The following is a 14,380-nucleotide window of genomic DNA, read 5'->3' on the forward strand; positions in this document are numbered from 1 at the left end:
ATTTTAGAGACTTATGTCACAGCCTCTTTTTTATTCAAACTTTTTATTATCATTTAGGTGCTCAGTGCCTAATTCATCATATCTTAAATCAATTAGTTCTTGATACATAAGATATTCAAAGTAAGCGTCAGTCACATCATTAAATAACGCCATAGTTTTCCCCTTATTTATATTTTGGTCTGGATAAAATCTGCTGAAATAACTGGTCGATTAATATCCCGTCCCTTTTCATTAACATAACTATCCATTGTTAATACGCGTCCATAAAATTTAACGGGATCCTCTTCCTGAAGATTAATCTCCCCACGTGCAAAATCGGCAACGTTATATTTCAGCTTTATAGTTCTAGATTCGTCATTTCCATCTAGTGCTACTAATAAGTATTTATGTTCCATATCTAAATTTTTGATATGACCGGTTTGATAAATTTTTGTACCGTAATACAAACTAGTATTCGAATACAAATTATCGAACGAGACATATGCGTATTTTTTGCGTTCACTTTTGAATTCTTCAACCGTCTTTTGTTTGGATCTGTTAGCCAAATCAATTTTGGTTTCTTGAATACTTCCGACAATCCTGTTATTTGATGACAGTAAATAAATCGTTAACAAACCAAGTGTGCACAATAGCGCCATAAAGAGTCTGGTCGGTAAATTTCTTATCATTTAATTCCCCCAATAATCCAAAGATAACAAAGGTCTAGACAAATTACAATTGATTTAAACCACTTAAATATTTAAATATAATTGTATAAATTCGCCAATAAAAAATACTCCTAAACATAAATTTAGGAATATTTTTTTAGACATTTATTGTTTCTACTTTAATAATATTATCATTCATAGACAAGCCCTCAACAATATCGACATAGTCCAAACTTTTACCAAAATCTATCGAATAAACATTGGTATAAACTTTTTCATTATCTCGTTTGATCACACTAAATCTGACCCCTTCAACAGTGATGTCATTCTTCTGAAAATAATCATCAATGAACTGCTTTGTATCAATCTTATGCAGATATTCAATTTTTAACTTCCGTACTGGACTGATACGAATAATCTTCTTTAAAAAACCTAACACCGCGTAAACTACTAAAAAACCTGCGACAGCAATAATGTAATCACCCATCCCTACAGCTAAGCCCAAACAGGCAACGACCCAGAGACTAGCAGCAGTAGTTAAACCACGAATTGAATGATGTTCTACAATGATTGTTCCGGCACCAAGGAAACCAATTCCACTTACAACTTGAGCAATCAAACGAGCATCATCAGCTCGAACGACTCCTTTTAATTGCGGATATTGTCTAGCTAACTCTAGCGCATTAAATCCAATATTTTGTTGAATCATTGCGATGATACAGGCACCCAGACAAACCAAAATATTGGTTCTCATCCCTGCTGGTCGATGTTTATGAGCCCGATCGATCCCTATCACTCCGGCAAAAAGAACCGATAACAATAATCGTCCTACAACTGTAAGAATACTTAATTGACTCAAAAAACGATCCCTCCAATGTACCCCATTAATTAATATTTCAAGTATAGCATCTACAATATTATCGCTTTAATCAATACACACGAAAAAAGCGTTCATGTAAAAGTTTATTTAAAAAGTTTAACAATTGCAAATTTATTTTTGGTCTGCCGTAAGGATTGGACAAAACTAGGTCGTAATAGAAGTCGTGCTACACTAGCTAAATATGGAATATATTGATAATTTTTATCTGTTTCCGGAACCAAAAATGAGATCACTATATCAACTGATTCACTCTTGGACCACTTGATTGATCGCTGTAGTTTGACAACTAGCATGGTTAATTTAGTAATTGATTCAACTTGAACATGTGGTAGCGCAATTCCAGAACCAAGGTCCGTTGGGCAATTTTTTTCACGTACTAAATATTTCCCATAAATTTCTTCAGTATTTACTGTCGTATTCGAATTACTAACCAAATTGGCTAAATATTTCAGTAATTCATTTTTAGAGGCAGCCTTTACGTCCAAAACAATATCTTTTGGATCCAATACCTTCGAGAAATCACTGATTTTAAAGACTCGTGATTGCTGATTAGGATCGTTACTGTCATTTGTCACCCTACTCGTCGATGAATCGATCGGTCCATTAAAAAAATTTCGTACCTTATGCCAAAAAGATACCTTGGAATCAGTCATTTTGTTATCTCCTATCAAATCATTCACCTATATTATAGAATAACTATTTTGAACTTTAAAATTACAATATAAAAATAAAATAACACCAATTCAAAATATGAATTAGTGTTATTTTATTCTACTCTTAAAAAACTACGAATTTATGCTTGAAATAACCGAAGAATCTCATCCTTTGTTTTAGCTTTTCTTAATGAATCAACGAATTCACTATGCATCAATAACTTAGAGGTACTTGAAAGATATTCCAAATGATCATTACCTTTATCTTCATCTGGTATCAAAAATGAAATAATTATGTCAACTGGCTGATTATCAAAGGTTTTCCACTTGATTGGTTGAGCTAATTTAACAATTAACATCGCTGATCCCTTGATAGTTTTATCCTGTGCATGTGGAATTGCTATCCCTTTTTCCATACCAGTTGAACTCTCAGCTTCACGAGCTAAATATTTTTCGTAAACTGATTTTGAATCAGTTGCGTAACCTAATTTTTTAGAAAAGTCTGCTAAATATTGTAACAATTCATCTCGTGAATTAGCTTCTACATCTAATTCAATATTATCCTTATTTAAAATTTTTCCTAAATCATTATTATCGTGGGTATCTTTTTTTGAATCATCCTCACTATTGGAGATTGTATCAACTGTCACGTTACCTGCTGTGGTTGTCATAACAACAGTATCATGTTTACTTTGACGACCAGCAATAATTGACAATAAAAATCCTGAAACAAGCGCACCAATTACAATCCATAAAACCCATAAGAATGGTTTATTTACTAATGGTAAAACGATAAATCCACCATGTGGTGCTGGAACAGAGATTCTAGTGACATATGATAAAATCGCTGCAATTGACGAACCAATCATGAAGGTAGGGATATTTAACAATGGGTTCTTAGCTGCAAAAGGTATTGCTCCCTCAGTGATATGAGTGGAACCCAATAGAAAATTAACATAACCTGCACTACGTTCTTTTGCTGTATAAGCTTTTTTATTGAATAAAACAGCAAAACCAGTTGCCAATGGTGGAGCGATACAAGCTGCTGAAACTCCAGCCATAAAGAAGTAATTTCCTTGAGCCAATAGAGCAGTTCCGGTCAAATAAGCAGCTTTATTGATAGGGCCACCCATATCAGAAGCACACATAATCCCGACGATTAAGCCTAACAAAATAGGACTAGTGTTTTCCATACTTTTCAAAAATGACATCATCCCTTGATTAAGATCCTTCATGGGAACAGACATATACCACATAATACTCCCAGAGATCAGAACACCCAAAACCGGGAAAATAAAAATGGATTTTAAACCATCTAAAGATTTTGGCAACTTTTTGAATAATTTCGCTAATAAAACGGCAATATAACCAGCCAAGAAACCACCAACAATACCGCCTAAAAATCCAGTTCCATTAGTATAGGCTATCATTCCGGTCACAAAACCAATTACTAATCCGGTTCTTTTGCCAATCGCCTCAGCAATATAAGCACACAGGACAGGAACCATCAAATTCATGGCAAACCCACCAATAGTATTTAATAAGGCTGCTAAAGCATTATACTCTGCACTTTTCGGATCAGCTGAATTAATCCCCCAAAAGAAAGAAACGGCCGTAAGCACACCACCAGCAACCACTAGAGGCAACATGTGGGAAACACCATTCATCAAATAAACATACATTTTGTGCCAGAAGGATCCTGTTAGCTCAGCTTCTTCAGTACTACTAGCATTGGTACTCCCCGAACTGTGATAAACGGGAACATTTTTATCATTCAAAATCTTCTCGATCAATTCATCTGGTTCTTTCATACCCTTTGTAACCGAAACATTGATCATTCTTTTACCATCAAATCTATCAATATTAACATCTTTATCAGCCGCAATAATAACTCCGTCGGCTTGGGCAATTTCATCTTTGGTAAATGCGTGTTCAACTCCAGATTGTCCATGTGTCTCAACTTTAATAGAAACTCCTCGCTTTTTAGCAGCTTCTTCCAAAGCCTCTTGAGCCATATAGGTATGGGCAATTCCTGTTGGACAACCAGTTGCGGCGATAACTCTATATTTAGCCATGTCTTATCCCTCCAATTGTTCAATTTTGATTTGTTTCATTAATTCCTTAACATCTTCAAAATTAGTTAATCCAGATCGTGCAGCAGTCGAACTAGCGGCTGCTAAACTTCGTCTTAGGTTATCAGCCAAAGACATATCTTGTTCCATTCCCGCGATAAAGGTCCCCAACATGGTATCGCCTGAACAAGCAGTATTAACAACTTTTATTTTGGGAGCATTTCCAAAGAGGACTTCTCTATCATTTACGAACAATGCTCCTTTACTGCCCAATGATAAGAGAATATTTTGAGCACCTTTTTTAACTAATTCTTTAGCATCCTTAACTAAAACATCCAGTTCGTCAGTTTTAGCCCGATCAAACCAAGATAATAATTCTTCGTCATTTGGTTTCAATAAAAACGGATGATAAGCCATGGTATCAACAACTTCGGGATAACTGGTATCAATTATCAAATCAAATTGCTGTTTTTCAGCCAGCTTGGCGATCTCTACGATGATCTTTGGTTCGATTCCTTGAGAAAGACTACCTGAAACAATCAATTTATCATTTATACCAAGTTGCTTGATTTTCCCTAAAAACTCTTCAACTTTCTCAGATGTTACCTTAGGGCCATTATTAACTTCCTTAAATTCAGTATTGACATCTACTACCCGTGTAAAAACATTTATCCGCGAAATTCCATCAATATGAGTAAAATCAGTATTAATTCCTTTTTTACACAATGACTCTTCAATAAAATCACTCGTAAAACCACCACCCACGCCTAGAGCAGTATTATTAATACCCAATTGTTTCAAAATAAATGAAACATTCACACCTTTTCCATTAGGTTGAATATCATAACTATTTGTACGATTAACTATTTCCGGTTTTAAATGTTCAGTTTCAATGAATAAATCTATTGCCGGGTTTAAAGTACAGGTATAAATCATTGGATTAACCCCTTTTCGATTTCTTAAATACATCATACATTGTGGTATCATGTAAATGTTTTCATAATCAGAGATTATTGTAACTATCTTGAAAAAAACTTTACAATTTAGGATGATTTAATGACAAATAAACTCAGCTCCTCCGAAAAATTTCTTTGGGATTACATTCAAACCAATTTAACCGATATTCCTGAACTATCAATTATCAAATTAAGCGATGATGCCAAGGTATCGACTGCTACCATTGTCCGTACTATGAAAAAAATGGGCTATTCCGGCTACACAGACTTCCGACAACAATTAACAGCCAATACCAAAAATAATTTCAAATATAAGAATCTAGAAAAAGTCGATCATGATATTAAACAGGCTATCTTTAAAAATAAATATGAAGTTGATAATACTTTAAGATCATTAAATGTTGGTTCTATTGAAGATGCAATTCAAAAAATCAAGGAATCATCTGACATTTATATTTTTGCTCGCGGTTTTTCTGAATTTATCGCCAGTGAAATGTTAGTCAAACTGCAACTATTAGGTAAAAACTGTATCATGAGTTCTGATCCTAATATCATCGTCACCATGAGCAAGCGGATCAAGCGTGAGGACCTAGTCATCCTTATCACTTTGAATGGTGAAACTTCCGAACTGGTTGAAGGTGCCAAGAACGCTTATCAAAATGGTGTTAGTACCTTAACAATTACTACCAATGAGGAAAGCTCCATCTCTAAGTATTCCGATATGACTCTCTTGGGATTCAAATCCCAAACATCCTATTTTCCCGATTATGAAGTCCGTTCACGTTTACCTCTCCAAGTAATCAGTCGCATTCTTTTAGATTCATATGTTATCCGAACTCAAAGAACCAAATAAAAAAGGTTTCAATTAATCTAGTTGAAAAACTAAATTGATTGAAACCTTTTTATTCTAATTTTTTTAACCACGCTGGTAATACTAACATCAACTGTTGATAAGTTCGATCAAATTTGTGATCGTACCACGGATCCTGTATTTCTGAATCCTTATCTAAACTTTCAAATGCTAAATGGATCTTCGATTGGTCCTTAATTGGAGCCAATTGTTTTAGATCTATAATATTTTGCTTATCCATCCCGATAACTAAATCGGCATTTTTGAAGTCACTTGTTGTAATTTGTTTAGCTCGATGCTCAATGACCGGTACCTTATGACGTTTTAATTCCTCAATTGCTCCCGAATGTGGAGTGTTACCAATCTCGTAAGTTGAAGTAGCTCGCGATTCAACTTTCAGTGCATCCGACAAACCTTGCTGACTAATTAATTCATCCATGATCATTTCTGCCATTGGTGAGCGACAAATATTTCCTAAACAAACAAAAATGATTTTTTTCATTTTAAAGCAAACCCAACCTTCTTTTAACATCCTCCAGTTGTGCTTCTAAAACAGGGTCTTTTCGACTAAGAACATCCAAAGCACTAGCTTGTGTAGGTGCCTCCTGTTTAGTTTCTTGAGGTTTTTCAGTTATTTTAGCACTCTTATTATACTTTCTAACCCAAGCGGCCACTTGTTGATATGAAATTTCATATTTTTTACCAGTAGCTTTGTAATCATTATCATGTTCAATAGCATATTGTGCGATTTCTTTTTGTTGCTTTTCGTTGTAATTCATACTAAAAACTCCTAAATGGCTTATTGTTGAAAATTATACCATAGAAAATAGTCCTATTATTGCTGTAACACAGTTTTAACTATTCAATATTAAAAAAATTGCACAAAAAAAATGGCAGCTCAGGGAGGAACCACCATTAAATCGACAATAGTTTTACAACCATTATTATCATGAAATTATCAAGAAAGGGGACCCATAGGATTGACTTCCCCTTCAATTACTAATTTTATCACAATCACTTTTAAAATCAGCCTTTTCGATAAAGACGACATATTTTTATAATATTTTGAAGAAAAAGAAAGAAAGCCGGTTAAAACGGCTTTCCCAACATAAAATGGATTTATTTAAACATGTTCTATCCCACAAAATATCATCCATTCTATTTCTAAAAAGTGACAATAATGTAATAAAAGCACAATTAGGATTAATATATTGATGAGATATAATTTCCTAATATCATATTGCATTGGTCATCACATTGTCGACATATAGATTACTTCAAAAAGCTATCTATAAATTAATTCACCAATACCAATTGGTAAATATATTGTAACGTTAATGGACTATACCTGTATACCGCGAATTGTTTATATTTAATATCTAAATACTTTTGAAAACATCAATCAATTCATTGATTCGTTGATCGCCTATCATGCTATGACGGTAGATAAATAGTATATAAAACGAGGGAAGTTGTATCCCATCGAGCTTAATTTCTTTGATTCCAGAAACACCTTCAATCGCTGTTTCAGTAACAAAGCTGATACCTTTATCAGCTTGAACCAAGCTCAACATCAAATTATAATCTGCCGTTTGAAATGTCGTATCAGGCGACACGTTATATCTTTCCTTGACTCTTTGTAAAGCTAACTTATGAACTGAGCCTTCATCTAAAGAAATGAAATCTTCATCAAATAATTGTTCAATTGTTTTCAAGTTTGACGTATCCCGCTTTTCTGAGGCGATAAACTTAAATTGATGCTTCTTAATTATTTGATAGTCTAAATGATTTTCCTGCGGCAGAACAGTTGTTCCTAACAGCGACATATCTAATTTACCATTTTTAAGTTTTGATAATAATTCTCTAGAGCCATCCGCTACCGGTTCGATGGAATTCAATAGTCCCGTTCGTTTCAGTTTATCAAAAACTTTGGGAATTAAATAATTTGTTATGATTGGAGGCCATCCCATTACGATCTTATCCCGTTTAATCCGCCGCATATCTTCCTCAATTAAATCATTTTCAAGAAGTATCCTATTTATATGGAGCATCATTTGTTGTCCTGCGGGAGTCAATGACAGTGAATTGGCAAAACTCTTCCGTTCAATCAAAGTTATATCAAAGTTCTCTTCTAGTCGCTTTAGTGAATATGTAATCGTTGGTTGACTAACTTTAAAAAAATTAGCAGTTTCTGAAAAATTTTTTAATTCAGCTAGTTTTTTAAAATATTGGTAATCTTTTAAATTCATTTCTTCACCTATAAATTTTATTTATTAATGTTAACATATTTGACTATATTTTTTATTATGGTTTATGATACATTTCGAAAGTTTCGTAACACATCATAATTTAAAAAAGTATGCCGATATTATATTTTCTAAAATTCATTATTTGTAATTTTTATTTATAAATAACGAAATGAACAAACACACTTTTTATTATAATCTGGTTACGGTTAAAAAATTAATTAGGAGGAATTATATTTTATGAAATATACTGGTTTAGATTTATTAAATAATCACTTCTTAAATAAGGGTACTGCTTTTACTAAGGAAGAAAGAAAAGCAAATAACATTGAGGGTCTCTTGCCACCATTCGTCCAAACATTGGATCAACAAGTAGAACAAGCTTACGAAAACTACTCAAGCAAACCAACACCACTTGCTAAGAGAATGTACTTGATGGATTTGTTCAACGAAAACGTTACTTTATTCTACAAGTTATTCAGTGAACATGTTAACGAATTCATGCCTGTTGTTTATGACCCAACTATTGCGGATACAATTGAAAACTACAGTCACTTATTCTTAGATCCACAAAATGCTGCTTACCTATCAATCGACGATGAAGATGATATCGAAGCTACATTAAAGAATGCTTCAGCCGGTCGCGACATCAAGTTGATCGTTGTTACTGACGGTGAGGGAATTCTTGGTATCGGTGATTGGGGTGTTCAAGGTGTTGACATCTCAGTTGGTAAATTAATGGTTTATACAGCTGCTGCTGGTCTTGATCCTAAATCAGTTCTACCTGTAGTTCTTGATGTTGGTACAAACAGAAAAGAATTACTTGCTGATGATCTTTACATGGGTAACCATCACGAACGTGTTACTGGTGACAAGTACTACAACTTTGTTGACAAATTTGTTGAAACTGCTGAAAACTTATTCCCTAACATGTATCTTCACTTTGAAGACTTTGGCCGTAGCAATGCTGCCAATATCTTAAACAAGTACAAAGATAACATCTTAACATTTAACGATGATATCCAAGGTACAGGTATTATTACACTTGCTGGTATCCTTGGTTCACTTAACATTTCTAAAGAAAAATTAACTGATCAAGTTTACTTATCATTTGGTGCTGGTACTGCTGGTGCTGGTATCACCAAGAGAATCTTTGACGCTATGGTTGAAGAAGGTCTTTCTGAAGATGAAGCTAGAAAACACTTCTACTTAGTTGATAAACAAGGTCTATTGTTCGACGACACAGAAGATCTTACACCAGAACAAAAGCTCTTCACTAGACAACGTAGTGAATTTAGTAACGCTGATGAACTAACAAACTTAGAAGCTGTTGTTAAAGCAGTTCACCCTACTATTCTTGTTGGTACTTCAACACAACCTGGTACTTTCACAGAACCTATCATCAAAGAAATGGCCGCTCACACTGAACGTCCAATTATCTTCCCACTATCAAATCCTACAAAATTAGCTGAAGCTAAGGCTGAAGATCTTTTGAAATGGACTGATGGTAAAGCTCTTATCGCTACTGGTATTCCTGTTGAACCAGTTGAATACAATGGTATTACATATCACATTGGCCAAGCAAACAACGCTTTAGTTTACCCTGGTCTTGGTCTTGGTTCAGTTGCTGTTGATGCTAAGTTACTTTCAGATGGTATGATCAACAAGGCTGCTCACTCATTGGGTGGTATCGTTGACCCTACACAACCAGGTGCTGCTGTTCTTCCTCCAGTTTCAAAACTAGATGAATTCAGTATGACTGTTGCCGTTGGTGTTGCTCAACAAGCCATCGACGAAAAATTATCTACTGCAACTGATGCTAAAAAGGCCGTTGCTGACCTTAAATGGGAACCTAAATATTAATTAACATATTTGTCAAATAAAGGGGAATTTATTCATGGAAGCATTTATCACTTCACTACAAAGTGTTGCTGAAATTGTTCTTGTTATTGCTTTGGGGTTCTGGTTAAGAAATTCCGGAAAATTGGGTGACGAGTTCAAAGGTAACATTTCATTCATCATTATGAAAATTGCTTTACCTGCATCAATCTTCGTTTCAGTTCTTAAATATCTAAACCGTGATAAACTAGCTAGTTTATCTGGTGGTTTGATCTTTACCTTTGCCAGTTTTACCATTGGCTACATCGTAGCATGGTTACTAACAAAGGTCTTCAAGATTAGAAAAGGTCGTCGTGGTACTTTCATTAACATGTTCGTTAATGCTAATACAATCTTCATCGGTTTACCTTTAAACATGGCTTTGTTTGGAACTAAGAGTTTACCTTACTTCCTTATCTACTATGTTATGAACACAATTTCTACTTGGGCCGTTGGTATCTTCTTCATCTCAAACGATGATCCAACTGTTCAAAAAGGTGACAAGAAAGAGAAATTCAACTGGAAGAAATTACTTCCTGCTCCACTTGTTGGTTTCTTAGTATCACTTGTCTTCTTACTATTAGCCATTCCTGTTCCAGGTTGGATCGATAAGACCTTGGACATGGTCGGTGGTATCGTTACACCTATGTCTTTGATCTACATTGGTATTATTCTAGCTGATGCTGGTTTGAAATCAATCAGATTTGATCGTGATACAATTTTAGCTTTAATTGGTCGATTCGTAGTAGCACCTGCTATTATGATCAGTATCATCTTGCTCGGTGGCAGAATGATGGGAACATCACTTCCTACTATCGAAGCAAACTCATTCATCATTCAATCAGCTGCTCCAGGACTTGCAGTTTTACCTATCCTAGTTGATTCAGCTCATGGTGATGTCGATTACGCTACCAACTTAGTTACAACTTCAACCGTTCTTTTCGTTATCGTTGTGCCTATCTTGATGCAAATCGCTAACTTAATCTAATTCGTTTGAACATTTGAATCACCATTCAAATTCAAATTAGATCCTCCTCAAATAGTTTTAAATTCAATTCAAACAAAAAGAGTTACCAACGTCTGCGGCTGGTAACTCTTTTTTTGTATTGTAAATTTTTATGATAACAAACCGATCAAACGATTGACCAATTCAGTTACACGTTCAGCATCATCATCTAGGTCTACACTCTTTCGATTATTTACCATCGTGTGACTGAGTTGTAATAGACTAACTGAAGCTGTTGTATCGTTAAAATCTGCAATTGGTAAAGTTACCATATGATCGTAGATCGACACTTGGCCAGGTTCAACATTTACGATTTTGGACCCCTCTGGCATACTTAAAATATAAGCTTTAACTCTCTTCAAACTAAATTTATCTTGATAAAAATCATAGATAACTTCAAGTTCACGGATAATATATTTAATTTCATTATTCAAATTCAATCACCTCAGTAATAAAAACATTCATATATTAAGTATCACGCAAAGTCCAGTTAATTGACAAGGTAAATCCCCTCACTTTGAAATCTTTTTCAAAAATGGAAAACTTCCTCATTAATATTCACAAAAAATTATTTAATACTAGTAATTAATCGAGCAATATTCTCTGAGACCTGTTGTAAATTTTTATCAGTATCTTGAATAGCTTTTGACAATTCTTCCACTCCTGGAACACAAGTAAAAATTGCATCGATTCCTAATGGGTAAAGCTCTGAAATTTTATCACCAACTGATCCAGCAATCGCAATTACAGTTGCATTAGGATTAACTGCTTTGGTAGCTTTAGCAACCCCAATTGGCGTCTTACCAAATTTAGTCTGAAAATCGATCTGTCCTTCGCCAGTTACGACGATATCAGCATCTTTAACCTTTTCCTTCAAATCAGTATAGTCGACTACGATATCGACTCCAGAACGCATTTCTGAATTAGTGAAGGCCAATAGCCCTGCACCTAAACCACCAGCGGCACCTGCACCCGGAGTTTCTTCAATATCAACCTTCAAATCACGTTTAATAATTCTGGCATAATGGGCTAACGCAGAATCCAAAAATTCCACCATTTCTTCGTTAGCACCTTTTTGTGGTCCAAAGACATGGCTCGCACCATTTTGACCAGTTAAAGGATTAGTAACGTCTGAAGCAATAATAATCTTTACATCATTTAGTTCTGGTAGCATTTTGGAAATATCAATCTTATCCAGTTTATTAAGCATTGCCCCACCATATTGAAGTTCAACGCCTTTATCATCTAACAATTGGGCACCCAGAGCTTGAGCCATTCCAGCGCCACCATCATTAGTCGCCGAACCACCAATACCAATAATAATCGTTTTGGCACCCTTCTTCATGGCCGACTTAATCAATTGCCCTATCCCAAAAGTCGTGGCAATATAAGGGTTCTGGGTATATTGATTAATAAATTGGATTCCACTGGCCTGAGCCATTTCAATCACTGCCACTTGACCAGAATCAATCAGACCATATTGTGCTTTGGTTGAATATCCTAAAGGATTAATTACTTCTTCAGTGATCATTTGACCGTTTTTAGCATCGATCAATGATTGCACTGTCCCCTCGCCACCATCAGCCATTGGTACATTAACATATTCTGCATCTGGATAAACTTTTTCAAAACCTTTACGCATCGAGTCGGCAACTTCTTTGGCCGTTAATGAATTTTTATATGAATCTGGTGCCAATACAATTTTCATCATGCTTCCACCTTTAGAACAAATTTCCGTACATTAATGTAGCAACTATCGTCATGGAAAGTCCAACTAACATTTCCCAGAAAACTACCGTCATACGTTCCTTAAAATGCATATCGACTGCCTTAGCTGTAACATGGAAATAATTACCATGTGGCAATTGATCAATTACCGTTGCACCAGTATGAACCATCGCTGCTGCACCAGTACCTGAGATACCAAAGGACATGATTGACTTGCTGAACGAATTAGATGCTAAGATAACTCCCGTTGAGGTTGAAGCTGTAGCTGCAGCCATCAAAATACCGGCAATTGGTGCTAAGAAGGTACCTGAGATACCTGAAGTTTGCACAATTTGAACTACCTTTTGTGGTAGGTTCGATGTTGAAACCAACCCAGCAATCGCTCCAGCACCAATCAGAATCATAACCACATCCGTCATACGTGCTAAACCTTTTTGCATATACTGTAAAAACTGCTTGCGCTGTCCCATTGCCAAAGTTCCAATCAAACCAGCGATTGGCAAGATATACATAGCATCCAAATTAAATGTTGCTAGAGCTTTTACTCCTAAAATATCACCGATAGGAGTAATTAATAATAAAACAACGGCCACTAATGGAGTTACAACTGCCGTACGCAAACTTGGTAGATTCTTTTCCGACTTTGATTCAACCTTCTCAGTTGCTGGGACGGATTCACCTTTATTTTTTAACATTGTCGCTAAGATAACTGTTACGAAAAGGCCCACAATTGCCGGAATAAAATCAGCAATCATCACTTGCGATAAATTAACATTAAACCCCTTGGCAGCAGCAATCGTATTAGGATTAGGTGAGATAATATTCCCCGCCTTACCACCACCTGATAAAGCTACTAATAACGATAATTTACTATAATGCATTTTTTGACCGACTTCCAAAGCTATCGGTGCCACAATCAAGACAGCCACAGGAATAAAAATTCCTACGCCAGTCAAAACCATAGTTGATAAAGCTAATGCCAAAATAGCCAACCGATCACTAAAACGACTAACAATATTTGACGCAATTACGTTAGCAGCCCCAGACTCCATCATCACGCCCGCTAAAACCCCGGCTGCAATCACTCGAATAATCGTTCCCATAACTCCAGAACTGCCCTTAACAATCGTATCAGTCGTTTGTGACAAGGACATTCCTCCCACTAAACAACCAATAATGGCTCCAAAAATCAAAGCATAGACTGGATTTACTCGAAATAAGATCAATCCAATTGCTAATAACAACCCTAAAAGAGCCGCCCACCAAGCTATAATCATCTTTTAAAAACACCTTTCCTTAACACTTTTCTTATCATTGTTAAAAATTTAACAATTGATTAACGAATGTATGATACCTTGTCAACTTAGCCAAATCAATGTACAAATGCACAAAATTTGTTGTAAGAACATTCAATAAATATTATAATTCATTGATAAATCAAGGTTTTACAAACGAAAATCAGCA

At 35.2% G+C, this 14,380-nt stretch carries 15 protein-coding genes; 3 read left to right on the forward strand and 12 right to left on the reverse strand.

Features of this window, described 5'->3' with window-relative positions; translation table 11 throughout:
• Positions 1-30: 30 nt before the first annotated feature.
• The 6 genes from IV57_RS13420 to pfkB all read right to left on the reverse strand — a co-directional run bounded on the left by IV57_RS13420 (position 31) and on the right by pfkB (position 5,188).
• Positions 31-153: a hypothetical protein gene (locus IV57_RS13420; protein WP_269083214.1), complete on the reverse strand. Its 123-nt coding sequence runs from the start codon at positions 151-153 to the stop codon at positions 31-33.
• A gap of 14 nt (positions 154-167) precedes the next feature.
• On the reverse strand, positions 168-668 hold the full coding sequence (locus tag IV57_RS03075; RefSeq protein ID WP_057880029.1) for a hypothetical protein: 501 nt from the start codon (positions 666-668) through the stop codon (positions 168-170).
• Between the two features lie 136 nt (positions 669-804).
• On the reverse strand, positions 805-1,506 hold the full coding sequence (locus IV57_RS03080; RefSeq protein WP_057880030.1) for an MgtC/SapB family protein: 702 nt from the start codon (positions 1,504-1,506) through the stop codon (positions 805-807).
• A 104-nt stretch (positions 1,507-1,610) separates the two neighbouring features.
• Positions 1,611-2,180 (reverse strand): PTS sugar transporter subunit IIA, encoded by a 570-nt coding sequence (locus IV57_RS03085; RefSeq protein ID WP_057880031.1) that lies wholly within the window; start codon positions 2,178-2,180, stop codon positions 1,611-1,613.
• Positions 2,181-2,320: 140 nt separating this feature from the next.
• Positions 2,321-4,255 carry a fructose-specific PTS transporter subunit EIIC gene (locus IV57_RS03090; RefSeq protein WP_057880032.1) on the reverse strand — a complete coding sequence of 645 codons (1,935 nt, stop codon included), beginning with the start codon at positions 4,253-4,255 and terminating at the stop codon, positions 2,321-2,323.
• A gap of 3 nt (positions 4,256-4,258) precedes the next feature.
• Positions 4,259-5,188 (reverse strand): 1-phosphofructokinase, encoded by a 930-nt coding sequence (gene pfkB / locus IV57_RS03095; RefSeq protein ID WP_057880033.1) that lies wholly within the window; start codon positions 5,186-5,188, stop codon positions 4,259-4,261.
• A 120-nt stretch (positions 5,189-5,308) separates the two neighbouring features.
• On the opposite strand from pfkB, the gene IV57_RS03100 reads away from it, so the two are divergent.
• Positions 5,309-6,061, forward strand: a complete 753-nt coding sequence (locus IV57_RS03100) for a MurR/RpiR family transcriptional regulator (protein WP_057880034.1) — start codon at positions 5,309-5,311, stop codon at positions 6,059-6,061.
• A 49-nt stretch (positions 6,062-6,110) separates the two neighbouring features.
• Here IV57_RS03100 and IV57_RS03105 read toward each other — a convergent pair whose 3' ends face one another.
• From IV57_RS03105 to IV57_RS03115, 3 genes are all read right to left on the reverse strand, one after another.
• Positions 6,111-6,560 (reverse strand): low molecular weight protein-tyrosine-phosphatase, encoded by a 450-nt coding sequence (locus IV57_RS03105; protein WP_057880035.1) that lies wholly within the window; start codon positions 6,558-6,560, stop codon positions 6,111-6,113.
• Position 6,561: 1 nt separating this feature from the next.
• Positions 6,562-6,837 carry a helix-turn-helix domain-containing protein gene (locus tag IV57_RS03110; RefSeq protein ID WP_057880036.1) on the reverse strand — a complete coding sequence of 92 codons (276 nt, stop codon included), beginning with the start codon at positions 6,835-6,837 and terminating at the stop codon, positions 6,562-6,564.
• A 600-nt stretch (positions 6,838-7,437) separates the two neighbouring features.
• Positions 7,438-8,307, reverse strand: coding sequence for a LysR family transcriptional regulator (locus tag IV57_RS03115; RefSeq protein WP_057880037.1), 870 nt, complete (start codon positions 8,305-8,307; stop codon positions 7,438-7,440).
• Positions 8,308-8,544: 237 nt separating this feature from the next.
• Between IV57_RS03115 and IV57_RS03120 the strand changes: the two genes are divergently transcribed.
• The gene (locus IV57_RS03120; protein WP_057880038.1) at positions 8,545-10,167 is read left to right on the forward strand and encodes a malolactic enzyme; all 1,623 of its coding nucleotides are present in this window, start codon (positions 8,545-8,547) and stop codon (positions 10,165-10,167) included.
• A gap of 34 nt (positions 10,168-10,201) precedes the next feature.
• The gene (locus IV57_RS03125; protein ID WP_057880039.1) at positions 10,202-11,170 is read left to right on the forward strand and encodes an AEC family transporter; all 969 of its coding nucleotides are present in this window, start codon (positions 10,202-10,204) and stop codon (positions 11,168-11,170) included.
• 128 nt (positions 11,171-11,298) lie between these two features.
• On the opposite strand, the gene IV57_RS03130 is transcribed toward IV57_RS03125, so the two are convergent.
• The 3 genes from IV57_RS03130 to IV57_RS03140 all read right to left on the reverse strand — a co-directional run bounded on the left by IV57_RS03130 (position 11,299) and on the right by IV57_RS03140 (position 14,193).
• Complete coding sequence (locus IV57_RS03130; protein ID WP_057880040.1) at positions 11,299-11,622, reverse strand: hypothetical protein; 324 nt, start codon at positions 11,620-11,622, stop codon at positions 11,299-11,301.
• A gap of 134 nt (positions 11,623-11,756) precedes the next feature.
• Complete coding sequence (locus IV57_RS03135; RefSeq protein ID WP_057880041.1) at positions 11,757-12,896, reverse strand: glycerate kinase; 1,140 nt, start codon at positions 12,894-12,896, stop codon at positions 11,757-11,759.
• 13 nt (positions 12,897-12,909) lie between these two features.
• The gene (locus IV57_RS03140) at positions 12,910-14,193 is read right to left on the reverse strand and encodes a GntP family permease (protein ID WP_057880042.1); all 1,284 of its coding nucleotides are present in this window, start codon (positions 14,191-14,193) and stop codon (positions 12,910-12,912) included.
• Positions 14,194-14,380: the final 187 nt, after the last annotated feature.

The organism is Companilactobacillus kimchiensis (assembly GCF_001438805.1).
Classification (GTDB): domain Bacteria; phylum Bacillota; class Bacilli; order Lactobacillales; family Lactobacillaceae; genus Companilactobacillus; species Companilactobacillus kimchiensis.

Bases quoted from the DNA above. Each gene is read 5' to 3' on its own strand.
- IV57_RS03085 (WP_057880031.1), bottom strand. From the start codon at position 2,180: ATGACTGATTCCAAGGTATCTTTTTGGCATAAGGTACGAAATTTTTTT.
- IV57_RS03120 (WP_057880038.1), top strand. From the start codon at position 8,545: ATGAAATATACTGGTTTAGATTTATTAAATAATCACTTCTTAAATAAG.
- IV57_RS13420 (WP_269083214.1), bottom strand. From the start codon at position 153: ATGGCGTTATTTAATGATGTGACTGACGCTTACTTTGAATATCTTATG.
- IV57_RS03135 (WP_057880041.1), bottom strand. From the start codon at position 12,896: ATGAAAATTGTATTGGCACCAGATTCATATAAAAATTCATTAACGGCC.
- IV57_RS03105 (WP_057880035.1), bottom strand. From the start codon at position 6,560: ATGAAAAAAATCATTTTTGTTTGTTTAGGAAATATTTGTCGCTCACCA.
- IV57_RS03140 (WP_057880042.1), bottom strand. From the start codon at position 14,193: ATGATTATAGCTTGGTGGGCGGCTCTTTTAGGGTTGTTATTAGCAATT.
- IV57_RS03115 (WP_057880037.1), bottom strand. From the start codon at position 8,307: ATGAATTTAAAAGATTACCAATATTTTAAAAAACTAGCTGAATTAAAA.
- IV57_RS03100 (WP_057880034.1), top strand. From the start codon at position 5,309: ATGACAAATAAACTCAGCTCCTCCGAAAAATTTCTTTGGGATTACATT.
- IV57_RS03125 (WP_057880039.1), top strand. From the start codon at position 10,202: ATGGAAGCATTTATCACTTCACTACAAAGTGTTGCTGAAATTGTTCTT.
- pfkB (WP_057880033.1), bottom strand. From the start codon at position 5,188: ATGATTTATACCTGTACTTTAAACCCGGCAATAGATTTATTCATTGAA.
- IV57_RS03090 (WP_057880032.1), bottom strand. From the start codon at position 4,255: ATGGCTAAATATAGAGTTATCGCCGCAACTGGTTGTCCAACAGGAATT.
- IV57_RS03110 (WP_057880036.1), bottom strand. From the start codon at position 6,837: ATGAATTACAACGAAAAGCAACAAAAAGAAATCGCACAATATGCTATT.
- IV57_RS03075 (WP_057880029.1), bottom strand. From the start codon at position 668: ATGATAAGAAATTTACCGACCAGACTCTTTATGGCGCTATTGTGCACA.